Source organism: Stenotrophomonas sp. GQ19 (assembly GCF_059758695.1).
The window spans coordinates 383232-406713 of the sequence record NZ_JCAXES010000001.1 but is presented as its reverse complement, the minus strand read 5'-3'; the positions used below and the strand labels follow the sequence as shown (position 1 = coordinate 406713).

Annotated in this window: 19 protein-coding genes; 6 read left to right on the top strand and 13 right to left on the bottom strand. The window is 67.5% G+C overall.

Translation table 11 applies throughout. The features are described from left to right. Positions 1-22 precede the first annotated feature (22 nt). The 5 genes from AC6CHL_RS01710 to AC6CHL_RS01690 form a co-directional block, all read right to left on the bottom strand. On the bottom strand, positions 23-352 hold the full coding sequence (locus AC6CHL_RS01710; RefSeq protein WP_463600957.1) for a thioredoxin family protein: 330 nt from the start codon (positions 350-352) through the stop codon (positions 23-25). Then, positions 349-771, bottom strand: a complete 423-nt coding sequence (locus tag AC6CHL_RS01705) for a baeRF12 domain-containing protein (protein ID WP_038692204.1) — start codon at positions 769-771, stop codon at positions 349-351. The genes AC6CHL_RS01710 and AC6CHL_RS01705 overlap by 4 nt, the downstream gene beginning before the upstream one ends. A gap of 119 nt (positions 772-890) precedes the next feature. After that, positions 891-1520: an ATPase gene (locus AC6CHL_RS01700; RefSeq protein WP_038688330.1), complete on the bottom strand. Its 630-nt coding sequence runs from the start codon at positions 1518-1520 to the stop codon at positions 891-893. A 3-nt stretch (positions 1521-1523) separates the two neighbouring features. Then, on the bottom strand, positions 1524-1862 hold the full coding sequence (locus tag AC6CHL_RS01695; protein WP_038688332.1) for a type II toxin-antitoxin system prevent-host-death family antitoxin: 339 nt from the start codon (positions 1860-1862) through the stop codon (positions 1524-1526). A 141-nt stretch (positions 1863-2003) separates the two neighbouring features. Continuing rightward, entirely contained in the window at positions 2004-4355 is a 2352-nt protein-coding gene (locus AC6CHL_RS01690; RefSeq protein ID WP_463600955.1) for a GH92 family glycosyl hydrolase, read from the bottom strand. Positions 4356-5283: 928 nt separating this feature from the next. On the opposite strand from AC6CHL_RS01690, the gene AC6CHL_RS01685 reads away from it, so the two are divergent. Then, complete coding sequence (locus tag AC6CHL_RS01685) at positions 5284-6972, top strand: autotransporter family protein (RefSeq protein ID WP_498293009.1); 1689 nt, start codon at positions 5284-5286, stop codon at positions 6970-6972. 221 nt (positions 6973-7193) lie between these two features. Here the strand turns inward: AC6CHL_RS01685 and proP are convergent, their stop codons facing one another. Next, on the bottom strand, positions 7194-8681 hold the full coding sequence (gene proP, locus AC6CHL_RS01680; protein WP_038688338.1) for a glycine betaine/L-proline transporter ProP: 1488 nt from the start codon (positions 8679-8681) through the stop codon (positions 7194-7196). Between the two features lie 372 nt (positions 8682-9053). On the opposite strand from proP, the gene AC6CHL_RS01675 reads away from it, so the two are divergent. From AC6CHL_RS01675 to AC6CHL_RS01665, 3 genes are all read left to right on the top strand, one after another. Continuing rightward, positions 9054-9581 carry a hypothetical protein gene (locus AC6CHL_RS01675; protein ID WP_498293007.1) on the top strand — a complete coding sequence of 176 codons (528 nt, stop codon included), beginning with the start codon at positions 9054-9056 and terminating at the stop codon, positions 9579-9581. A 210-nt stretch (positions 9582-9791) separates the two neighbouring features. Further along, complete coding sequence (locus AC6CHL_RS01670) at positions 9792-10220, top strand: PAS domain-containing protein (RefSeq protein ID WP_498293005.1); 429 nt, start codon at positions 9792-9794, stop codon at positions 10218-10220. Beyond that, the gene (locus AC6CHL_RS01665) at positions 10220-11761 is read left to right on the top strand and encodes a diflavin oxidoreductase (protein ID WP_498293003.1); all 1542 of its coding nucleotides are present in this window, start codon (positions 10220-10222) and stop codon (positions 11759-11761) included. Before AC6CHL_RS01670 ends, AC6CHL_RS01665 begins: the two co-directional genes overlap by 1 nt. 48 nt (positions 11762-11809) lie before the next feature. On the opposite strand, the gene AC6CHL_RS01660 is transcribed toward AC6CHL_RS01665, so the two are convergent. Together AC6CHL_RS01660 and AC6CHL_RS01655 are read right to left on the bottom strand one after the other, a co-directional pair. Further along, positions 11810-12565, bottom strand: coding sequence for a helix-turn-helix domain-containing protein (locus tag AC6CHL_RS01660; protein ID WP_448133638.1), 756 nt, complete (start codon positions 12563-12565; stop codon positions 11810-11812). Positions 12566-12576: 11 nt separating this feature from the next. Further along, positions 12577-13497: a M14 family metallopeptidase gene (locus AC6CHL_RS01655; RefSeq protein WP_498293001.1), complete on the bottom strand. Its 921-nt coding sequence runs from the start codon at positions 13495-13497 to the stop codon at positions 12577-12579. A gap of 64 nt (positions 13498-13561) precedes the next feature. Between AC6CHL_RS01655 and AC6CHL_RS01650 the strand changes: the two genes are divergently transcribed. Continuing rightward, complete coding sequence (locus AC6CHL_RS01650) at positions 13562-14083, top strand: GNAT family N-acetyltransferase (protein ID WP_483005852.1); 522 nt, start codon at positions 13562-13564, stop codon at positions 14081-14083. 388 nt (positions 14084-14471) lie between these two features. On the opposite strand, the gene fusA is transcribed toward AC6CHL_RS01650, so the two are convergent. Both fusA and AC6CHL_RS01640 read right to left on the bottom strand, forming a co-directional pair. Beyond that, positions 14472-16514, bottom strand: coding sequence for an elongation factor G (fusA, locus tag AC6CHL_RS01645; protein WP_498292999.1), 2043 nt, complete (start codon positions 16512-16514; stop codon positions 14472-14474). A gap of 431 nt (positions 16515-16945) precedes the next feature. Then, on the bottom strand, positions 16946-17698 hold the full coding sequence (locus AC6CHL_RS01640) for a hypothetical protein (RefSeq protein WP_498292998.1): 753 nt from the start codon (positions 17696-17698) through the stop codon (positions 16946-16948). A gap of 258 nt (positions 17699-17956) precedes the next feature. Here AC6CHL_RS01640 and AC6CHL_RS01635 point away from each other — a divergent pair, with 258 nt between their 5' ends. Further along, positions 17957-20158 carry a TonB-dependent siderophore receptor gene (locus AC6CHL_RS01635; RefSeq protein ID WP_498292996.1) on the top strand — a complete coding sequence of 734 codons (2202 nt, stop codon included), beginning with the start codon at positions 17957-17959 and terminating at the stop codon, positions 20156-20158. Between the two features lie 455 nt (positions 20159-20613). On the opposite strand, the gene AC6CHL_RS01630 is transcribed toward AC6CHL_RS01635, so the two are convergent. From AC6CHL_RS01630 to AC6CHL_RS01620, 3 genes are read right to left on the bottom strand one after another with little or no spacing between them, the layout of a single operon-like run. Next, positions 20614-21384, bottom strand: coding sequence for a heme ABC transporter ATP-binding protein (locus tag AC6CHL_RS01630; protein ID WP_137189473.1), 771 nt, complete (start codon positions 21382-21384; stop codon positions 20614-20616). Continuing rightward, positions 21381-22424: a FecCD family ABC transporter permease gene (locus AC6CHL_RS01625; RefSeq protein ID WP_498292995.1), complete on the bottom strand. Its 1044-nt coding sequence runs from the start codon at positions 22422-22424 to the stop codon at positions 21381-21383. The genes AC6CHL_RS01630 and AC6CHL_RS01625 overlap by 4 nt, the downstream gene beginning before the upstream one ends. Continuing rightward, on the bottom strand, positions 22421-23467 hold the full coding sequence (locus AC6CHL_RS01620; protein ID WP_498292994.1) for a heme/hemin ABC transporter substrate-binding protein: 1047 nt from the start codon (positions 23465-23467) through the stop codon (positions 22421-22423). The genes AC6CHL_RS01625 and AC6CHL_RS01620 overlap by 4 nt, the downstream gene beginning before the upstream one ends. Positions 23468-23482 lie beyond the last annotated feature (15 nt).

Genomic DNA, 23482 nt, shown 5'->3' with positions numbered 1-23482 from the left:
CCAAGCCACCGCGCCCTGCGCGTCAGGTCGTCGGCGTGGCCGCCGCCAATGCCGCCAGGTCCGCATCCGCACGCGGGCGTACAACCCGCGCCACTTCCTGTCCGTCATGCAGCAGCACCAGCGTCGGCCACAGCCGCACCTGGAAAGAGCGGCCCAGCGGCCGCCCCTTGCCGTCTTCGATCTTGAGGTGGGAGATATTGTCCCTCGCCTCCAGCCAGTCCTTCAAGGGCGCCTGCGCGGCACTGCAGTGCGGGCACCACGGCGCGCCGAATTCCAGCAGTTGCCAGCCGGGCGCCGCATCGACGGCGGCGCGGCTGGGTTCCTGCGCGGCATAGGCGCGCGCGTAGCTCATCGCGGTGACTCAAGCGCCCGCTGGATGTCTTCAAGCGGCGCGTTGGTGAGGTCCTTGGCAATATCGGTCAGCAGGCGGGCCTGGACTTCCTTGTGCAGCTGCGGGCGGATGCGCCCCAGGGTCTGCGGGTCGGCGATCAGCACCAGGTGCGCATAGCGGTTGTTGAGGGCGTCCTCGTTCAACTGTCCGGCAAGCTGCTTGGCGAAGGTGGCTTCGTTCATCTGCGCGATGCTGGTGTCCTGCGGCATTGAACCGGACGGACCCTGCCCCGAGACGCCCTGCGCACTGATGTCCTGCAGCTTCAGCGCGTCCTGCTGCTTGAGCTGCAGCGTATGGCCACTGCCGATGTTGGTGAACACGCGGGCCGAGCCGCCGTCTGCGACGACAATCAAGGTGCCTTCCGGGATCTGCTGCTGCATGGTGAACTCCTGTGGAAAAACGGGTGCCAGTGCACCCAGCTCCACCGTAGGCGGGCAGGTGTAAGGACCGCGCATACGAATGTGTTCGCCATGTGTGCAGCGCACGCTCTGCGCAGTGGTCAGGGCGCGCTGGCGTGCAGCTCCATCGCCCGCATCACGATCGGCTTGGCCCAGTCCGGGGTGTGCAGCAGCTCGGCCACCGACACCGGGTAGTGCAGCCCGCGGCGGTCCCAATGCAGCAGCGGCAGCGGGTTGGCGCAGCCCTGTGCATCCAGCGGAGCGCTGTTGTCGTAGACCTGCAATTCGGCCAGATAGGGCAGCAGCGCCAACAGGTTTTCACGCGATGCGTCGTAGCGGGCGTGAATCTTGTCCTGGGGAATATCGTGCCCCCCCTTGGCGACGCGCGCGGCCACCCGATCGATATGCAGCTGCACGCTGTCCAGGCCGCAGAACCAGATCGCCACGTCGTGGGTTTCGCACGCCTCGCGCAGCAGCCGCGCGATGGTGTTGCCGCCCAGGGTGGTCTCAAAGGCGAAATCGCTGCCCTCGGCCATGGCGCTGCGCAACCGCCGTGCGCCTTCGTGCCAGGCGGCGGAGTTGGCCTCTTCGGCCGCCCACCCCGCCTGGACCAGGGCGCGGGTAAAGGAATCCGGATTGAACCAGGTCAGGCCATCGGCCTCCAGCCAGGTTCCCAGCAGCGAACTCTTGCCGGCGCCATTGACGCCGGCAAGCACCAGTATCCGCCCCATCGGTCAGAGCGACTTGCCGGGGGTGATCCTGCCGCGCCGGATCGGCTGGCCCAGCACCTTGCCCAGCCCGCCGTCGCGGTTGAGGCTGGCCAACTGCACGTCGAACTGCGCGCGCAGCCGTTCCAGCTCGCCGCCGCGCTCGTCGGTGTCGGCCTCGGCGGCCTTGGCCAGCAGTTCCTGGTAGGCCTTGATGTCCACGATCACCGCTTCGGGGTGGTTGTGGTTGGTGATCACCAGGGCCTGCTTTTCGCGCACGGTGCGCATCAGGCTTGGCCAGCCACGGGTCTTTACCGACGATGCAGTGGCCTTTTCAAGGCCGGGCAGGTCCAGGGGCAGGGTCATGGCAGGCTCCAGCGCGGGATATGGCGCCATCATACGCCTTTTGGCCAAATTGGACATAAATCCCATTTTGGCCTATCCCGGGTGCCCCGACAAACCGCGAAAGCCCTTGCCATGCAAGGGCTGCACGGGTTTCCCCAAGGCTCAGCGCGACATCGAGTACGGCGCCTGGGCGCCCTCCCCCGGCCAGGCCTTGTTGGGCTCGGCCTGCAGGGTGAAGCGCAGCTCGCCGCCGGCCAGGATCTCGGCATGGCGCAGGAAGGTGCGCTGCAGGGGCTGCCCGTTGAGGGTAACCGAGCCCACGTACTGGTGGCCCTTGGCCATACCCTCGGTGACGATGCTGAAGCGCTTGCCGTTAGGCAGGTTCAACGTTGCCTTGGGCAGGAACGGGCGGCCGATGATGTACTCGCCACTGCCCGGTGCCACCGGGTAGAAGCCCAGCGCGGTGAACACGTACCAGGCCGACATCTGGCCCAGGTCGTCATTTCCGGCCAGACCATCGGGACGGTCGGCGTACTGGGTGTCCATGATCTGCTTCAGGCGCGCCTGGGTGCGCCACGGCTGGCCGGCATGAGCGTACAGGTAGGCCACGTGGTGGCTGGGTTCGTTGCCGTGCGCATACCAGCCGATCAGGCCGGTGATGTCTTCCATATGCTCGAAGATCGACGGGTCGACCTTGGCCTCGAACACCTGGTCCAGGCGGGCCAGCAGTTTGTCGCTGCCCCCGTGTGCGGCGGCCAGCCCGGCCACGTCCTGCGGCACGTACCAGGAATACTGCCAGGCATTGCCTTCGGTGTAGTCGGTGCCGTACCCGCTGGCCGACGGATCGAACGGGGTGCGGAAGCTGCCGTCACGCTTGCGCGCGCGCATGAAGCCGGTCTCGGCGTCGAACGCGTGGCGCCAGTTGCCGGCGCGGCCATCGAAGGTGGCCTGCACGTCCTTGCGGCCCATGGCCTCGGCCATGCGTGCGATGGTCCAGTCGTCGAAGGCGTACTCCAGCGTCTTGCTGGCCGCCTCGCCCTCTTCGTCGATCGGCACCCAGCCCAGTTCGCGGTACTGCGCGATGCCGTCATACGGGCCGTAGTTGGCGGTGGCCACCATCGCATCCAGCGCCTTGTCGGCATCGAAACCGCGGATGCCCTTGAGGTAGGCATCGGCGATCACCGGCACGGCGTGGTAGCCGATCATGCACCAGGTTTCCTGGCCGTGGAACGCCCACACCGGCAGCATGCCGTACGCACTGTGCTGCTGGTGGGCGATCAGCGAATTGATGAAGTCGCTGTTGCGCTTTTCCGGCTGCACCAGGGTCAGCAACGGATGCAGCGCACGATAGGTGTCCCACAGCGAGAACGTGGAGTAGTTGGTGTAGCCCTCGGCGCGGTGCACGGCATTGTCCGAACCGCGGTACTGGCCATCGGCATCCATGAAGAGGGTTGGGCCCAGCATGCTGTGGTACAGCGCGGTGTAGGCGCTGCGGCGATCATGCTCGGGGGCCTCGATGTCCACGGCGGACAACGCCTGGGTCCACTGCTGCTTCGCCTCGGCGCGCACGCGGTCGAAGTTCTGATCTTTCGCCTCGGCGTCCAGGTTGGCGATCGCGCCCTGCTCGCTCACCGACGAGATGGCCACGGTGACCACCAGCGGCGCATCCAGCGCACCAAAATCGAACGTACCCACCAGTTGCCGCCCTTCGATCTGCGGCCGCTGGGTGGGATCGTTCTGGCCCGGCGGTGGGAAGCCCTTGTAGGCAATGTCGGTTTCAGTGTTGTGCAATGCGTGGCCGGTCAGCGGGCGCGAGAAACGCATCGCGAAATACAGCTGCCGGCCCGGCGCCCAACCGCGGGTTTCGCGGAAGCCGGTGACCGTTCCATCGGGCTGCAGGCGCAGCCGCGACCACAGGATCTTGCCCGGATAGTCATACAGGCTGGTGCGCAGGTCGAGCAGGACCCGCGCCTGCTGGCCACGTGGATACGTGTAGCGGTGCACGCCGGTGCGGGCACTGGCGGTGAGCTCGGCACGCACCTTGTAGTCGTCCAGCGTTACCGCGTAGTAACCCGGCTCGGCCTTCTCGTTGTCGTGGTGGAAGCGCGAGGCATAGCCACTTTTGGGCTTGTCCGGGTCGCCGCGCTCCAGCCCGGGATCGCCGGTGAACGGCATCACCAGCACGTCGCCCAGGTCCGAATGGCCGCTGCCGGAGAAATGGGTATGCGAGAAGCCGACGATGCTGCTGTCGTCATAGCGGTACCCGGCAGCCCAGCCGTAGGCTTTTTCGCGCGGCTGGATGCGGGTGTCCGGACTGAGCTGGACCATGCCGAACGGCACCGTGGCGCCGGGATAGGTATGCCCTTCTCCACCGGTGCCGATGAAGGGGTCGACCGAGGCATAGGCTTTGTCAGCGGCGGTCTTGGCCGGGGCGGCCGCAGCCAGGCCGGAGGCGAACATCGCCGTGGCGGCGACAGCGATCAGGAGACGACGGTCCAACGTGGGCATCGGCATTTGGATCGATTCAGATGGTAGTCAGATCCTAGCACCCCCCTTACGGCACCGCATGCTGCGCTGCGGCTGAATGGCCTCCGAAGCGTCAATCGCCGGCGCTATCGAATGCAACAAATTGCATGGATCGATCTATGGCCGTTCAACAGACTGTCCCCTCCTTACTGCAGTGCACAAGAGAAGAGCCTGTCGATCCACCTCAAGCGAGAGCTGGTCTGCACTCTGCTCTCGCTACTGAGAACTTCCGGAAAAATCACGTCGTTGTCACATCGCCATATCTTTGATCCATGCTAGCGAAGTGAATGCGGTCCTTTTCGGAGTTTTTTTCCCACAGGAGTAATGCATGAAGATCATCGTTCGTCGCACCCTCGCACTCGCCTTGGCAGCCGCACTGTCGCCGATACTGAGCACAAATGCAGGTACGCTGAACCCTGGCGACTCCGCAACCGTGGAGCCTGGCGATCCAGCCGAAGCGTGGACGCTCGATGCTGCGTCGTTGATTCTTCGCCCAGGTGCTGCCTCCCTTGGAATAACAGCGGACAATGCCTCCACGTTGTCACTTGCCGCAGGCTCCATCAACGGAACACTGAACGTCGCCCGATCGAGCGCGACGCTCGACGGAACAACACTAAGTGGCGGAGTGATCGGCCTGCTCGCAACCCGTGGCTCGAACGTCACGATGACAGGCGCCTCCGTCATCGCGGAAGATCTCGGAATTCAATTGTCGAGTGACGCGACGGTCACCCTGGCCAATACGAGGGTATCCAGCACGGCTGGAGGCTCATTCCTTAGCGGTAGCGGGTTGGCCTATGGTGGATCCGCCAGTGCCACGGTATCGCAGGGATCCCGCATTGTCGGCGCCAAATACGGCGCAGGGCTGACCTACGACCCTCGCGGCGGGAACGTATTCAATGGACGCAATCAGCTGATCGTGGACAGTTCCCACATCGAGGGTGGTACTGACGCGGCGGTCTACGTCACCGAGTTCCTGGGCAGTAGTGCCACTCCGTTCGGCACCGATATTGTTTTCCGCAACGGAGCGACCGCCAAGGGTGGCAATGGGGTCCTGCTGGAAACCAATGGCGTAGTAGATGTGAATTTCACCGCCAGCAACAGCACGCTTGTTGGTGATGTCCGGAATGGTCCAGGAGCCATCGCAAATGTGCTGTTGGACAACAACGCCCACCTCTCCGGGACGATGACGAATGTTACCCGTGTCACACTCGACACGGCCACCTGGAACATGACCGGCAATTCCACCGTTGGCCGGCTCGATCTCGGCAGCGGCACGGTATCGCTGGGCAACGGCACAACCTTCAACACCCTCAACGTCGCGGGCAACTTCAGCGGCAACGGCGGCACCCTCGCCTTCAACACCGCATTGGCTGGCGACACCGCGGCCACCGACAAACTGATCATCGGCGGCGACACCAGCGGCAGCGCCAACGTGCGCGTCAACAACGTGGGCGGTGCCGGCGCACAGACCGACAAGGGCATCGAGCTGATCCGGGTGGGCGGAGCCTCCAATGGCCAGTTCAACCTGGCCGGCCGTGCCGTGGGTGGCCAGTACGAGTACTTCCTGTTCAAGGGCACTGGCGCCGATGGCAACTGGTACCTGCGCTCGCAGCTGCCGACCGCACCGGACCCCTGCGATACCGACCCCACCCTGCCCGAGTGCAATCCGGTGAATCCGGAGCCTGTGCTGCGCCCGGAGGGCGGTGCCTACCTGGCCAACCTGCAGGCGGCGCAGGCCATGTTCCGCTTGGGCTATCACGACCGCCATGCCGGCCAGAACAGCGGCCGCGCCTGGGCGCGGGTGGATGGTTCGCGTACCGGCTTTGATGCGGTAAGCCAGCAGCTGGATGTGCAGGGCAACAGCCAGTCGCTCAGCGTCGGTGCCGATGTGTGGCGCAACGATGCGGGCAGCGGCGTGGGCGTGATGCTGTCCAGTGGCAATGCCACCAGCACGTCCACCAATGCACTTACCGGCTACTACGCGCGTGGCAAGGTCAAGGGCGAAGCACTGGGCGTGTATGGCACGTGGCGGGCGGGTAATGCCGTTGATCCCTATGCCGGCTTCTACGTGGATGGTTCGGTGCAACGTGCCCAGTTCCGCAACCGCGTGGAAGGCGTAGGCCTGGACGCGGAGCGCTACGACAGCCGCGGCTGGCAGGGCGCGATTGAAACCGGCTACGCGTTCCGTGTGGGCGGTGCACAGGCCGGCGGGATCTTCCTGGAGCCGCAGCTGCAGGTGGGCTACAACCGTTGGGACGACCTGCGCCACACCGAGGCCAATGGCACGGTAGTGACCACGCAGGATGCCGATGGGCTGTATGGCCGCGTGGGCCTGCGCTTGTCCGGCGTGACCCGCTGGGGCGATGGTGCCGCCGATGTGCAGCCGTATGTCGCCGCCAACTGGCTGCATACCCGCGCCGAGTCCCAGGTGTGGATGGACGACGAGCGCGTGGATGCGCGCATTCCGCGCAGCCGTGCGGAGGTGAGTGCCGGTGCGTCGTTGAAGTTTGCCAACGGGTTCGGAGCGTGGGCCGGGTTGGCCCGGCAGCAGGCCAGTGGGTATCACCAGACCAGTGCGCAGCTGGGGATGAGTTACAGCTGGTGATGGCATGGAGCCGCCCTTGGGCGGCTCCATTTTTTGGGCGTCGCGGTGATCCTGGTGTGCGGGGAGCCGGCCAGCGGCCGGCACTACCGAGACCGCACCGGAGCCGGCCGGCGGCAAGCATTACCGACATCGTGCCGGAGCCGGCCGGCGGCCAGCATTACCGAGATCGTGCCGGAGCCGGCCAGCGGCCGGCATTACCGGGGTCGCACGGGAGCGCCGGGTCAGGCGGGGCGCGCGTCGTCGGGGATGGCCGCCTCGGGCAGCGTTGGCTGGGCGTTGTCGACGGTCATCAGGGCGTCGCTGCGCAGCAGGGCGCGGGCTTCGGCTTCGCTGGCCACCGCCGGCGGTGAGCCGCGCAGCGGCAGGCGCGCGGTTTCGGTGACGAACAGCATGGTGATGATGCCAATGACCGCTGCACCCATCAGGTAGTACGCCGGCACCAGTGGGTCGCCGGTGCGCTCGACCAGCCACGCGGTGACCAGCGGCGTGGTGCCACCGAACAGCGACACCGAGACATTGAAGGCAATCGACAGCGCGCTGTAACGCACCGGGGTGTAGAACAACGCCGGCAGCGTGGAGGGCATCGAACTGGTGAAGCACACCAGGGCCAGGCCCAGCAGCATCAGGCCCAGGAAGATCAGCCAGTCGTTGCCGGTACCGATCAGTTTCAGGCACGGAATGGCCAGCGCGAACAACGCGATGCACGCGCCGATGATCATCGGGCGGCGGCCAAGCTTGTCACTGAACAGGCCGCCGACCACGTTGAGCGGCATCATCACCAGCATCACGATGATGATCAGCAGCAGGCCCTTGCTTTCGGCGTAGCCCATGGTGACGCTGAGGTAGCTGGGCATGTAGGTGAGCAGCATGTAGTCGGTGACGTTGAACACCAGCACCAGGCCCACGCACTTGAGCAGCTGCGGCCAATGCACGCGGAACAGCGCACCCAGGCCGGGGCGCTCGTTGTCGCGCTTGTCGGCCTCTTCGGCATAGGCCCGGAACGCCGGGGTTTCTTCGAGCTTCATGCGCATGTACAGGCCCAGCAGGCCCAGCGGACCGGCCACCAGGAACGGTATGCGCCAGCCCCAGTCCAGCATCTGCGCGCTGCTCAACGCCATATGCAGCGCCGTCACGGTACCCGCGCCGGCAATGTAGCCGCCCAGCGTGCCGAACTCCAGCCAGCTGCCCATCAGGCCGCGGTTGCGGTCGGTGGAATACTCGGCGATGAAGGTGGCCGCGCCGCCATACTCGCCGCCGGTGGAGAAGCCCTGCACCAGCCGCGCCAGCAGCAGCAACGCCGGGGCCCACAGCCCGATGCGCTCATAGGACGGAATCAAGCCGATGCTGAAGGTGCCCAGCGCCATCAGGATCATGGTGAAGGCCAGCACTTTCTGGCGACCGTACTTGTCGCCCAGCGGCCCGAACACCAGGCCGCCCAATGGGCGCACCAGGAAGGCCACGGTGAACGTGGCAAAGGTGGCGATCAGCTGTGCGGTCGGATTGCTGGCGGGAAAGAACACCTGCCCCAAGGTGACCGCGATGTAGCCGTACACACCGAAATCGAACCACTCCATCGCATTGCCGAGGGCGGCGGCGCCCACGGCCTTCTTGAGCATCGGACGATCAACAACGGTCACTTCATCCACCTGGACGTGGCGACGGCGTTTGAACCACCCGAAATGGGCGTGTGCGGCATGCAGGTCCTGCATTCTGCTTTCTCCTGGAAGCATGGCCACCACCACGCCCGAGGTCCCGCGCACGGCACAGGAAAGAACCGCCTTCGAAAGAACGCAGCACGAGGCGCGAAGAAGGGGTGGCAACAGGCGTTCCCGGACGGCCGCGTGGAATTCCACGGCGCTGCAGGAAGGGTGACCGAGAGACGGGCAACGGCCCGAGACAATGATCAAGCGACACATGGTACTACACATCGAAAATGTGATCCTTACCTCATCTTCACGTGAGTACTACGCAACGCTATCGATGGACATGAGGAATCGTGCAGAATCCGTGCGCCGCTGCGGCGTGCTCACACGGAACGTGCGCGCGGCATCCCATCACCAGCACGAAGAGATACCACCCCGATGTCCATCAAGACCACCACCCTGTGCGCCCTGCTCGGCCTGCTCGCACCCACCGCCGCCATGGCCCAGGACAGCGCCACTACGCTGTCCCGCCTGCTGGAATGCAAACTGTCCGCTGACCAGGTGGCCGCCTTCACCGACAGCATCAACGCCGAAGAAGTCACCGACTTCGCCCATGCCGGTTCGGCCGCGTCGGGCGATGCCGCGCTGAGCCTGTGGAAGAGCGACGCGCCCATCACCGCCTGGGGCGAAACGTCCGACCTGGTGCACCTGTCCAGCACCACCGAAATGCTGCTGGCCTTCAAGGTGGCGCCCGGCCAGGAACTGAGCCGCGGCAAGACCATCGTGGACCGCATCGGCGGGATGTCGCCGCGCCCGGACCAGGCGGCCATGGAAGAGACCTACGGCTGGAAAGGCATGGACTACCGCAAGCCGCTGGGCGGCAACCGCACGGCCCGCGTGCTGGTGGACCTGAGCTACTCGCCGGGCTGGGTGACGGTGGGCTGCGCGTACAGCGACATCCTGTAAGTACCCGCTGCGCATGCACGGCGGTGCGGGCGCCGATGCCGCACCGCGTGCGTGCGCGCATGCGACGCAATGTCGCAGCGGCGGCAACGGCGACCTTGACCTTTGTCATGGTGGTGCCTGGGGGCTACGTCGATCCTGTACGGGACACGACGTCAACGCGTTGCCGGTACGCCGGCATCGCACCCACCGCACCGTTCCAAGGAACCCGCCATGTCTTACGCCCCCGACAATGCCCAGCTGTTGAACGCACTGCAGAACGTCATGGTGATCTCCACCACCGACCTGCAGGGCAACATCACCTATGCCAACGACCTGTTCTGCACGCTCACCGGCTTCACCCGCGACGAACTGATTGGCCAGCCGCACAGCATCGTGCGCCACCCGGACGTGCCCAAGGCCGTCTACAAGGACATGTGGGACACGATCAAGGCCGGCAGGAGCTGGACCGGCATCGTGCCGAACCTGGGCAAGGGTGGCGTGCTGTACGTGGTGGACACCACCGTGCAGCCGCTGTTCGACGCTGACGGCGCGATCACCGCCTACATCAGCATCCGCCGCGTGGTGAATGACCTGATGGGCAACTTCGACGCGGTGGAGTTCAGCAAGGAAAAGTTCGACGACTTCTACGCTGCCGCCTGATGGACGTCGCCGCCCCGATCCAACGCGTCCTGGTCGGATACGGCTCCGAATCCGGCAACGCACGCGCCCTGGCCCACCGCCTGGGCGCGTTCCCGGCCCTGCAACGGCATGCGCCGCAGGTGCTGCCCTTCAACGACATCGACGTTGCCTCGCTCGGCGCAGGCGACGTGCTGCTGGCGCTGTCCAGCTCATTCGGTGATGGCGAGCCGCCCGCCAACGGCGAGCGCTTCGCCGAGGCGCTGCGCCAGTGCCCTGCCCTGCCCGGGCTGCGCTACGCCGTGTTCGGGCTGGGCGACACGGGCTACCCGCAGTTCTGCGGTTTCAGCAAGACCCTGGACCGCCTGCTCGGGGCGCGTCAGGCGCGGCCGATCATGCAGCGCGTCGACGCCGATGGCGGCTACGAGCACTTTTTCGAGCAATGGGCCCCGGTACTCGGCGACGTACTGGACGGCAACCCGTCCGCCGGCCGCGACCTTCGCCTGCAGGTGACCGCGTATGCCGAGGACAATGCGTTCGCGGCGCCGATCATCGCGCGGCGCCGCCTCAACGCACGCGATCCGGCGGCATGGCACCTGGAGCTGGACCTGCGCGGCAGCGGCATCGCCTACCGCGCGGGCGACACCCTGCACGTGGTGGCCCCGAACGACCCGGCGCTGCTGCAGGCACTGGCGCGCTGGTATGGCCAGGGCGACGCGGTCGAGCTGCTCCGTCACAAAGAGCTGCGACTGCTGGGCAAGTCCCTGCTCCGCGAGCTGGCGCGACTGACCGGCAGCGAGGTGCTCAAGGACCTGCTCCGCAGCAGCCAGCGCCAGGCGCTGGAGGCCTACCTGCATGGGGCCGACCTGCTGGATGTACTGAACGACCACGCCAGCCCGGACCATGTGCCACTGGAGCGGCTGGTGGCACTGCTGTCGCCGTGCCTGCCGCGCGCCTACTCGATTGCATCGGCTGCCAACAGCACGGCGGTGGCGCTGTGTGTGCGTGAGGTGCGCTACACCCGCACCGGGCGCGAGCGCCGCGGCACCGCCACCGGCTGGCTGCTGGACGGCGACGGCAGCGCCCGCGTGTATTGCCGCTCCAACCCGGGCTTCCACCTGCCCCGCGACCCGGATGCGCCGCTGCTGATGGTCGGCACCGGCACCGGTATCGCGCCGTTGATGGGGCTGTTGCGCGAGCTTGACGCCGCTGGCCAGCAGCGCGAGGTTCACCTGGTGTTCGGCGAAAAGCATCGCGACCACGACTTCCTCTACCAGCAGCAACTGGAGGCGTGGCGCGCCGACGGACGCCTGCAGGGGCTGCACACGGCATTCTCGCGCGACGGCACGGCCAAGTATTACGTGCAGCACGCGCTGGCTGAGCAGCCCGAAACGGTTGGCGACCTGCTGCAGCGTGGCGCGCATGTGTACCTGTGCGGCAACAAGCAGCATCTGGGCGCTGCCGTGCAGGACGCGATCAACACGATCATGCCGGCCCACGAAGGCGGCGGTAGTACATGGGATACGTTGCAGACCGAGGGCCGGCTGCACCGGGAACTGTACTGAGTCCTCTGCCAGGGCGGTGCTGCGCGCCACCTGGCCGAAACCGGTTCGTCAGCCAGTCGCGCCGGTCCCGTCGCTTGCCGCGGCCAGCGCAGCCAGCCGGTCCGGTTGCAGCACCTGCATTTCGCGCTGGTTGACGGCAATCACGCCGTCATCGCTGAGACGGCGCAGCACGCGGCTGGCGGTTTCCGGCGCCATGCGCAGGTAGTTGGCGATCTCCACCCGGCTCATGCTCAGGTTGAAGCGCAGCGGCGAGAAGCCGCGCCGTGCATAGCGCTCGGACAGATCCAGCAGGAACGCGGCCATGCGCTCTTCGGTGCGATGGTTGGCCGCCATCAACGCCACCTTGCCGATCTCGGCGCTGAGCAGGCTGAACAGCTTGGCCTGCAGGCCGGGCATGCGCGTGGCCAGCAGGCTCATGCGCGGGAACGAGAACCGGCACAGGTACACCGTATCCAGCGCAACGGCGTTGCAGGGGTAACGCGCCCCGTGGATCGCGTTGAGCCCGATCACCTCGCCGGGCAGGCTGAAGCCCAGCACCTGCTCGTTGCCCTGGCTGTCGTTGAGGTAGGTCTTGACCATGCCGCCACGCACCGCGGCGATCGAATCGAACGCATCGCCCGCGCGGAAGATATGCTCGCCCGCGCGGAACGGCCCCACGTGGTCCACCAGCACATGCAGCTCGGCCAGCGCGGTCTTGTCGTAGCCCTGCGACATGCACGCATCGGAAAACGCGCAGGTGCTGCAGAAATGCAGCGCATCGCCGTCATCGGCGGCAGCGGGGTTGGGGGTGCCCGGTGACGACATGACGGCGGTGATCAGCGCTGGGCCAGCGCGAAGTCCAGGCCGGCGCACACGGCCGCCACCTGCGCATCGTTGCATTCCTGCGGGTTGGTGCGCGGGCTGTCCGGATACACCTCGGTGGTGGTGGCATAGCGTGCGTTGGTGAAGCCGGCGCAGGCACCGATCGAACGGGATTCGCCCCACACCACCCCGTTGGACTGCAACGGCATGCCGATCAGCTCGCCCTTGGCATCGGCCGGTGCGATATGCGTGACCTTCTCCACCGCGGCCACCAGCGCCCGCTGGAACGCCGGCTGCGGGTCTTCGCTGTTGCCGATCACGTAGAAACCATCGGGAATGATATCCGGCACCAGGTCCTTGCCGTCACGCGCGCAGCGGGCCGGATCAAACTCTTCGAGGTCGCTGTTGGTGGTTTCATGCAGGTCCAGATGCACCAGCAGGCCGTCTGCCCGGGTGCCCACCCAGCGCATCAGCGCGGCGGCCTCTTCGATCTGGCCGCCGTCACGGAAGCTGCGGTTGGGATCGATCGCATCGGGGTTCCAGCGCTGGATGCGCTCATAGCCCCACGGGCTGACGCACGGGGCCACGATCAGGTTGATGCGCCCGGCGTAGGCGTCGGCGTGCTGGTCCAGGAACTGCAGCGCGCCATGCACGCCACTGGTTTCATAGCCGTGCACGCCACCGGTCACCAGCGCGCTCGGCAGCGCCGGGTCCCACGCCTGGTTCACCACCGCAAACAGCGGGTAGTGGTCCGGGGCATAGTCGAGCTGGCCATACTGGACCACCTCGAACCGCTCGCCCAGGCGCTCGAGCGCGGCCACCACGTCTTCGTGGTAGCTGCGCTGGCGCTGCTGGCGGGTCCGCCATTGCGCGCGCTCGGCGTCGCCCCAGGGCTGTCCGGGGGTGCCGATCGGGTAAAAGTGCGCAAGGGTCATCGGAGGCTCCAGAAGTCGGGAAACAGGCCTACGCGAAAACGCGTGGCCCAGCCCGGTAGTGTAAATGCAGAAGGCCTGGGTGGTCCCAGCGGCGTCCGCGCAGGCCAGAATAGGCAAGGTGCCCTTTGCACCGTGTAATCAGCAAGGACGGCAACGCGTGATCGACATCTGCCCCGCGGCACCCCACCACATCGAGGCCCTGGTAGCCCTCGACAGCGTGGCCCAACACGCGCCCGAGCGTGCCGCCCAGATCCAGGCCTGGGTGCAGGCCGGCACCTGCCACGTGCTCCTCGTGGACGGGCGCGCAGCGGCCTACGGCGTCCTGCACCACCAGTTCTTCAACTGCGGATTCATCGAGATGCTGATGGTCGGGCCCGGGTATCGGCGCCAGGGCCTGGCCCGCCAGCTGATCGAGCACCTCCGCGCGCAGTGCGCGCGCCCCAAACTCTTCACCTCGACCAACCGCTCCAACACCGCAATGCACGCGCTGCTGCTGCAGGCCGGATTCCAGCGCAGCGGGTACATCGACAACCTGGATGAAGGAGATCCCGAATGGGTGTTCTTCTGCCGCGTGAGCGGCGGCTGATGTTGGCCCCAAGTGCCACGGCAACGTTGTGGTAATGCGTCTGGCTTTCACCGTGGCCACCGCCCACCCCGACCTTGCTGCAGGATAGGCAACGACGCCGCGCTTTTTGACGGTGGTCGGTGGGTCGGGCGCTGGGTCCCCATGCCCTTGGAGGCGAAATAAAGGGGGAGGTGGCGGCCGCAGGCCGACGCCGGAGGACATTCGCCGGAAAGGGCATGGGGGCCCAGCGCCCGGCCCGTCGACGTCCGCGTTTGGAAAGCGTCAAGGCACGCTTCTGCTTGCCCCGCAGATCGGCGAAGAACCAAAAAAAGGGGGCCGGTTGCCCGGCCCCCGCATGCACCGACCACCGGTCGGTGCCTACCGGCGTGTGTCGGTGCCCACCGGCGTGTCATGCGGCCTGCACTTCCTCGTAGCCGTTGAAGCGCATGTCACTGGACGCACGGCCCTGGGTGAGCGAGCGCAACGCCGTGGTGTAACCGGCCAGCCGCGCGAGCGGCGCATAACCCAACACCTCCACCTGCGCACCGTGGTCCTCGATCGACGCCACCCGCCCTTGCCGACGGTTGAGGTCGCCCACCACATCGCCCACGTTGCCCGATGGCGCATGGATCGCCACCTCCATCACCGGCTCCAGCAGGCGCGTGCCTGCCGTCGCCAGCGCCGCCTTCACCGCCTCGCTGCCGGCGCGATGGAACGCCATCTCCGACGAGTCCTTGGCATGGGTCTGGCCGTCGGTCAGGGTCACCTCGATCCCGACCACCGGATGCCCGCGCGGGCCTTCTTCCAGCGCCGCACGCACGCCCTTCTCCACCGCCGCCACGAACGCCTTCGGGATCACCCCGCCCACGGTACGGTCGACAAAGCGCACCGCATCGTCGCCGGTGGGCGCCACCTCGATCAGCACCCGGGCGAACTGGCCCTGGCCGCCGGTCTGCTTGGCCACCTTGCCTTCCACGCCCTGCACCGCGCGCGCCGGCGTTTCCTGGTACGCCACGCGTGGCTCGCCCACCCGCACCGGCACATTCCACTCGCTGCGCAGGCGTTCGACCATCACCTCCAGGTGCAGCTCGCCCATGCCCCAGATCAGGGTCTCCCCGGTCACCGCATCGGTCGCGACGCGGAACGAGGGATCTTCCTGGGCCAGGCTCGACAGCGCCTGGCTCATCCGGATCAGGTCGGACGCCTTGTCGGCGTTCAACCGCCAGGCCAGCACCGCGTGCTGGGCATGGATGGTGTCCAGCAGCAGCGGCGCGGACGGCGCACTGAGCGTTTCACCGCTCACCGCATCCTTCCAGCCGATCACCGCCACGATCTCACCGGCCACCGCCTCGGTGATGTCGTGGGTGTGGTCGGCCTGTACCCGCACCAGCCGGCTGATGCGCCGGCCCTGTGCGTGCTGCGAACTGGCCACCTGGTCGCCCACCTTCAACGTGCCCGAGTACAGCCGCACGAAACTCAACGCGGCATGGCTCTGGTGGGTGATCTTGAACAGCAAGCCCGCCAGCGGTCCCTTCGGGTCCGGCGGCAGCAGCACCTCGTCGTCGCCACGGGTGGCAACGACCGCAGGGCGGTCCAATGGCGAGGGCAGGAAATCCACGATCGCATCCAGCAACGTGTCGATGCCCTTGCTCTTGAACGCAGCACCGGCCAGCACCGGCACGCCCGCACCGGCCAGGGTGGCCCGGCGCAGCGCAGCGCGCAGTTGTGCGTCGTCCACCGCTGTACCGGCCAGCCACGCATCGGCCAGCACCTCGTCATGGTCGGCCACGGCTTCGATCAGGCGCAGGCGATGGGGCTGCCAGTGCGCCTGCTGGTCCGCGTTCCAGTCCTGGCGGGTCGGGTTGCCAGCGTCGTCCCACTCCACGATCTGGCGGCCGACGAGATCGACCCAGCCGTGGAATTGGCTTTCTTCGCCCAACGGCCAGCCGAGCGCCCAGGGCCGTGCCTGCAGCTTGTCCTGCAACTGGCCCAGCACGCGCTCGAACGAGGCGCCCACGCGGTCCATCTTGTTGACATAAGCGATCAGCGGCACGCCGTGCCGGCGCGCCTGGTGCCACACCGTTTCGGATTGCGGCTGCACGCCATCGACCGCGGAGAACACCGCCACCGCGCCGTCCAGCACGCGCAGCGAACGCTCCACTTCGATCGCGAAATCGATGTGCCCGGGGGTGTCGATCAGGGTCAGGCGGTGGTCGTCGCCACCGCGGGGCGCCCAGTGCGCCTGCACGGCCGCTGCACCGATGGTGATGCCACGTTCGCGCTCGATCGCCGAAAAATCGGTGGTGGCCGCGCCGTCATGCACTTCGCCGACGCGACGGATCTCGCCGGTTTTCCACAGCAGGCGTTCGGTGAGCGTGGTCTTGCCGGCGTCGATGTGGGCAATGATGCCCAGGTTGCGCCAGTGGGAAAGAAGGTGGGTATGCGTGTTCATGGTCAATGCTCGTGTCGCCAACATCGGGGAGCCGCACGCCGCCGTTGGCTAACGGGCGTGCGGCCAGGTTTGGGGCTCGGCGATCTGGTGCATGGCACGTTCTCCTTTGCGGTGTTCTGGAGCGGGGAAGGAACTGGAATGCGGAAACGAAAAGAGCGCCCGGTGGGGCGCTCTGTCTGGGTCGTTCAGGGGGATCGGGTATCGATCAGCCGCCGGATGAGCCGCAGGGCAGACGCGCCCGTTCCACGCTTGCGCGGGTCTGGGTAAAAAACGTCAGGAGCGGTTGCGAACGCATCGGGGTGTCCCGGAAGGAATGGCGCCATTGTAGACCCGTGCTGGCGGGCGGCAAGGGCTTTTACGCAACACCGGCAGAACACTGCCATCCATCCAGCGATGGATCGACCATCAACAGAACAATGACGCCGGGGGCCTCAGTCCTTGCAGCCCGCCGCCGCCCGGGCCTCGCCCACAGTTGCGGCGTGCCCTTCGCCCGAGGACACCCAACCGGTGAGGGAGAACGCCGGATCGATGCGGGCCGCCTTCGGCTGCGTACCGATCAGCACCTCCATCCAGCTGCCCACGGCCGGCAGCTCGGCCATCCGCGCGTCACGGTCGGCATCGGTGCTGAAACTGGCGTCAGGTCCGGAACGCGGCGTGGATTCTTCCGTGGCGATCTTGCGCGCACGCACCCGCAACGCACCGTCGGGCATGCGCTGGGTGGTCACCTCGGCGCGCTCCACGCCATAGGCCCAGTTGGATTCGGCGCTGCGCGTGGTTTCGCTGCCGTCGTCGGCCACCTCCACGTTCTCACCGGTCCATTGCATCACCTGCACCACCCCGCCCACGCTGCCCATCATGGCCGCGTACACCAGCATCTGCCGCTGTTCCAGCGGCAGCGTGGCCACCTCCGGCTTGTCGGCGGGCACCTTGATGTAGCCCACCTTGCGGCACAGCATCATCACCCCACCGTCGGCCCAGGTGGTCAGCTGGTCGCCGTCGGCGAAATGCTGCGTCTGCATGCGGGAGATCTCCGCGCCCTTGCCTGGCAGCTGCTGCACATCGATGCTGGCCGCGTCCGAGGCGGCCTTGTTCAGCGACACGGTACTCAACGTGGCGGCCGTGGCGGTGCCGGAGAGCGCAAGGAGCGCAGTGGCGAGTGCGATGCGTGTGGGGGTGTGGGTCATGCGATCAGTCCTTTGCGGAAGCGCGCCGATGGACATCGACGTCGAACAGGGTCGCGCATGATACGTGGGCGGGTCGGCCCCGTGGCCCGCTGCGACCGGATGTCGCAACGGCCGATATGCGAATGGGTTGCAATTGCATCCGTACGCCAACCAGTTAAAATGGCGTGCAGATTCCCGTTGCCTGGCGTGGAATCGACGTCCGCAGCATTGCGCATCGCCACCGGCCAGGCAGTCGCCCCCTCCGTCCCGAGCCGCGCCATGCATTCTTCTTCCCCCCTCCCCTACAGGCTGCGCCGCACCCTGTTGTCCGTGGCCTGCACGCTGGCCGCCATCACGCTGGCCTACGACGCAACCGCGCAGCAGGCCACCGCGCTGGATGCGGTCCAAGTCAACGCCTACCGCACCGCCAACAGCACCAGCGGGGCCACCAAGACCAGCACCAGCATCGCTGAAACGCCGCAGTCGGTGTCGGTGATCGAGCGCGCGGAGCTGGACGCGCGCGGCGTGCAGTCGCTCAACGATGCGATGCGCTACGTGGCCGGCGTCAGCCTGGAAAGCAGCGGCATCGACAACCGCGTGGACGACTTCCGCATCCGCGGCTTCGATGCCGGCAGCTGGGCCAACAATGTCACCCTGGACGGCATGCGTGCACCGCAGGGCAGCCAGTGGAACCGCAGCATGTTCGACAGCTGGAACCTGGACCGCGTGGAAGTGCTCAAGGGGCCGTCGGCCGTGATGTACGGCCAGGTGGCGCCCGGCGGCATGGTCAATCAGGTCAGCAAGACCCCTACCCCCGACCAGCAGCAGCAACTGCGCCTGGGCGTGGACGCCAACGGCCAGTACAACGCCGCCTTCGACGTGGGCACCGGCAGCGCGGACAACGCCCATCTGGTGCGGCTGGTCGGGCTGTACCGCGATGGCGCCACCCAGATCCAGCACACCGAACAGAAGCACTGGTTCCTGGCGCCCAGCTACACCTGGCAGATCGCCGACCGCACCCGTCTGACCCTGCTGGGCATGTACCAGAAGGACGACGGCGGCTCCACCTACCAGTTCCTGCCCGCCGCCGGCACGCTCAACCCCACCGCCTACGGCCACATGAAGAACAGCACCTTCATCGGCGAGCCCGGCTGGAACACGTTCAACCGCACCGTGTGGACCGCCGGCTGGCTGTTCGAGCACCAGTTCAACGACCACCTCACGCTGACCCAGAGCGCGCGCCGCACCCACGTGGATTCGCTGTACCGCGGCGTGGTGACCTTCGGCGCGCTCAACGCCGATGGCCGCACCCAGAACCGTCGCGGCGTGATGGGTACCGGTGATTCGGATGGCGACACCTTCGACACCCGCCTGCAGGCCCGCTTCACCACCGGTGCGGTCGACCACACGGTGCTGCTGGGCTGGGACTGGCAACGTGCCGACTGGGACGGCGTGCGCAGCGCGATGAGCAGCCCGCGCCCGATCGACATCTTCAACCCGGTGTATTCCAACTACGTGCCCACGGTGAGCACCGAAACGCCCACCGCCGGCGTCAACCGGCAGAGCGGCGTGTACCTGCAGGACCAGCTGGCGCTGGGCAACTGGCGCCTGACCCTGGGCGGCCGCTACGACTGGACCAAGGACGACAGCAGCAGCGCCAACCGCAACATCAGCACGGGCATTTCCACGCCCGGTGGTCGCAACGTGATCAAGAGCGAGGCGTTCACCGGCCGCGCCGGCGTGCTGTATGTGTTCGAGAACGGCCTGACCCCGTATGTGAGCTATGCCGAGTCGTTCCAGCCCTCGACCAAGTCGCCGCTGGACAGCTTCACCCAGGCCACCTTCGAGCCGGTCACCGGCGCGCAGTGGGAGGCCGGCCTGAAGTACCAGCCGGCCAGCGTGGATGGGCTGGTGACGCTGGCGGTGTATGACCTGCGCCAGCAGAACATGATCGTCGACGATCCGATCGCCAGCCACCGCACCTGCGGCGCCACCGGCACCGCCACCTGCTCGATCCAGGGCGACGAAGGCCGCGTGCGCGGCATCGAACTGGAAGGCAGGATCACCCCGTTCGAGGGCTTCAGCCTGATCGGCGCGGCGTCGCGGATGGATTCGGAGATGACCCGTTCGGCACCGTACAAGGGCAAGGAGCTGGCGATGGTGCCCGACTACAGCGCCTCGTTCTGGGCCGACTACACCTTCCAGGGCGGCGCATTGCAGGGTCTGAGCCTCGCAGCGGGGGCGCGCTACAACGGGGTGAGTTACGGTGACAGCGCCAATCTGTACCGTATCCCGTCGTACACGCTGTTCGACGCGGCGATCCGCTACGACGTGGGCCAGATCGGCAGCACCACGGTGCGGCTCGCGCTCAATGCCAGCAACCTCGCCGACAAGCGCTTCGTGTCCACCTGCACCGGCGTGTCGTCGTGCTACTACGGCAGCGGCCGCACGGTGACGGCGACTGCGACGTTGGGGTGGTGATACACGGTAGAGCCGACCGTTGGTCGGCTGCAGGGAATCGCGCCGTCGGTAGAGCCGACCGTTGGTCGGCTGCTCGTGATCCGGGATTGCCTGGAGCCGGCCAGCGGCCGGCACTACCGGTGCGCGGTCTTTCGTGCCGACCAACGGTCGGCACCTCCGGCAATGGCCGCACGACGACGGACACTGCGACGATGGGCTCGTAACACACGGTAGAGCCGACCGTTGGTCGGCTGCTCGTGATCCGGGATTGCCTGGAGCCGGCCAGCGGCCGGCACTACCGGTGCGCGGTCTTTCGTGCCGACCAACGGTTGGCACCTACCGATCAGACGCACGGTTGGCACCTACCGATCAGACGCACGGTCGGCACCTACCGATCAGACGCACGGTCGGCACCCACCGATCAAGTGAACCTCGGCACCCGCCGATCGGAGGGCGCCGCCACGGACCGCCGCGCGTCAGTCCGCGTCGGCCACAACCACCAGCGGCACGCCGCGCTGCGGGTGCTGCAGGACGATCACCGGTTGCTGGTACACGCGGCCCAGATGGGCTTCGGTAAGCACTTCCGCGGGCGTGCCGTCGGCCGCCACCCTGCCCTGTTCCAGCAGCACGATGCGGTCGGCGTAGCCTGCCGCAAGATTCAGGTCGTGCAGCACCACGATCACGCAGGCACCGGCGTCGGCCAGCGCGCGCACGCTGCGCAGGGTGCGCTCCTGGTGGCGCAGATCCAGCGCCGCGGTTGGCTCATCCAGCAGCAGCAAGGTGGTCTGCTGGGCCAGCACCCGGGCAAACGTGGTGCGGGCCGATTCGCCGCCGGACAGCTGCTGTACCTCGCGCAGGCGCAGCGCCTGCAGTTCGGCAGCGTCGATGGCCGCTTCCACCTGCGCATCGTCCGCCACCGGATCCGGCGGATGTGGCAACCGCCCCATCGCCACTACTTCCTCCACGCTGAAGGCGAACCGCACCCCGTGTTCCTGCGGCATCACCGCGCGCTCGCGCGCCAGCGGCCCGGCCTTGTAGTCGGCCAGCGGCCTGCCCTGCAGCAGCACCTCGCCCGCATCGGCCTGCAGGTCGCCTGCGGCCACCGCCAGCAGGGTCGACTTGCCCGCACCGTTCGGCCCGACCAGCGCCGTCACCGTGCCGGGCACGAAATCCAGCGCGATCCCATGCAGGATCTCGCGCTGCTGGCGGCGCACGATCACCCCGCGCAGGCGCAACAGTGCGCTCATGGGGTGTCCTTGCGACGCTGTTGCAGCACCAGCCACAGGAAGAACGGCGCGCCCAGCGCGGCCGAGAACAGGCCCAGCGGAATCTCCGCCGGCGGGTCCAGTGTGCGTGCGGCCGTATCGGCCACCACGATCAACAGCGCGCCCAGCACGCCCGACACCGGCAGCAACCAGCGGTGGCCCGGGCCAACCAGCATGCGCGCCACGTGCGGCACCACCAGACCCACGAACGCCACCGAACCGGCAAACGCCACAGCGGCCCCCACCAGCAGCGCACTGAAGGCCACCAGGCGACGCCGCGTACGGGCCACGTCCAGGCCCAGATGCTGGGCCTGGCGTTCGCCCAGCGCCAGCATGTCCAGCGGCGTGGACAGACGCTGCAGCGCGAACACACCGATGGCGAACAACGGCAGCACCGCCACCACGTCGCTCCAACTGGCCCGCGCCAGCGAGCCCATCTGCCAGAACACCAGCGACTGCAACTCGCTTTCGCTGGCGATGTAGGTCAGGAAACCGATCAGCGCCGAGCAGAACGCCGCCATCGCGATGCCCACCAGCAACAGCGTCGCGTTGCCGCTGCCCTTGCCTGGCCGCGCCAGCAGGTAGGTCAGGCTGATCGCCACGGCGCCGCCGACAAACGCGGCCACCGGCACGATCCAGCCGGCCGCACCGGCCGCGCCCAGCACGATGGCCGCCACCGCACCCAGCGCCGCCCCCTGGCTGACGCCCACGATGCCCGGGTCGGCCAGCGGATTGCCGAACAATCCCTGCAGGCTCGCACCGGCCATCGCCAGCGCAGCGCCGACCATCGCCCCCAGCAGCGCGCGCGGGATGCGCAGCTGCCAGACCACGGCCTGGTCACGGCTGCTCACGGCCTGCGGGTCCACCAGCCCCAGCTTCACCCCGAGCGCCTGCAGCACCTCCAGCGGTGGCAGCCGCAAGGGCCCCACCGCGAACGAGGCCAGCACCGCCAGCACCAGCACCACGGCGGCCAACACCAACATGCCGCGCCCGCGTCGGCGGCGCCGATCGGCCGGACTCATGCCTTGGGCAGCGCCGCCAGCGCCTTGGCCAACGCCAGTGCGCCCACGCCCGAACCGACGCTGGCGTACTTGAGCTGTACGTCGGGCATCACCCAGACCCGGTTGGCCTGTCCGGCCGGGGTCTGCTTCAGGGTCGGGTAGGCCTTCCACAGGCCGTCGGCGCCGCCGAACAGGGCCAGGTCGTGCTCGGTGACCAGGATCACCTCCGGTGCCGCGGCCACCACGCCTTCATTGCTCAGCGCCGAGTAGTTGGCTACGCCCGCTTCGGTGCCGATGTTGAGCCCACCGGCCAGCGCGATCAGCTTGGCCGATGCACTGTCGGTACCGGCCACGGTCGGCGCGCCGCCGGCACCGGTGGCCGACACGTGGATCACGCGCGGTTTGCGCCCACTGGCGGTGCCGATCGCCGCGGCCTCGTCCAGCTGCTGCTGCACCTGGGTGGCCAGCGTCTGACCGGCATCGGCCAGGCCCAGCGCCGCAGCGATCTTGCGCACCTTGTCCGGTGCCGGCTGCAGGTCGTCCACCACCACCGCCGGCTCGCCCACCGCGCGCAGCTTCTGCGCCAGATCGGTATGGCGGCGCAGGCTGTTGCCCAGAAACAGCGAACCCTGCAGGCTGAGCACGCCCTCCACACCGGTGGTGCGGTTGAACAGGAACTGGTGCGGCGCGGCGCGACCGGACGCGGTGGTGGTGTTCTTCGGCGCGGCAAACACCTGCTTGCCCAGGCCCAGCGCATCGATCACCGCAATCACGTCGTCGCCGCCGACGATGATCCGGCTGGTGTCGTCCACCTCGACCTCGGCACCGTCATCGGACCGCACCTTGGCCGGCAGCACGGCAGCCTGGCCCACCAGGCCCGGCAGTGCCCCGCCATCGAGCCGCGTCCAGCCGGCGGGCAATGCGCCGTCGGCTGGCGTGTCGGTGGCCGACGCGGTGGTTGCCGCGGGCGCATCGGCGGCAGGCGGGGTGGCCGGGCCACTGCAGGCGGCCAGTGCCACGGCCATGGTGAGCGGCAACAGCCGCAGGGACGTACTGGATTTCATCATGACTCCTTCGAC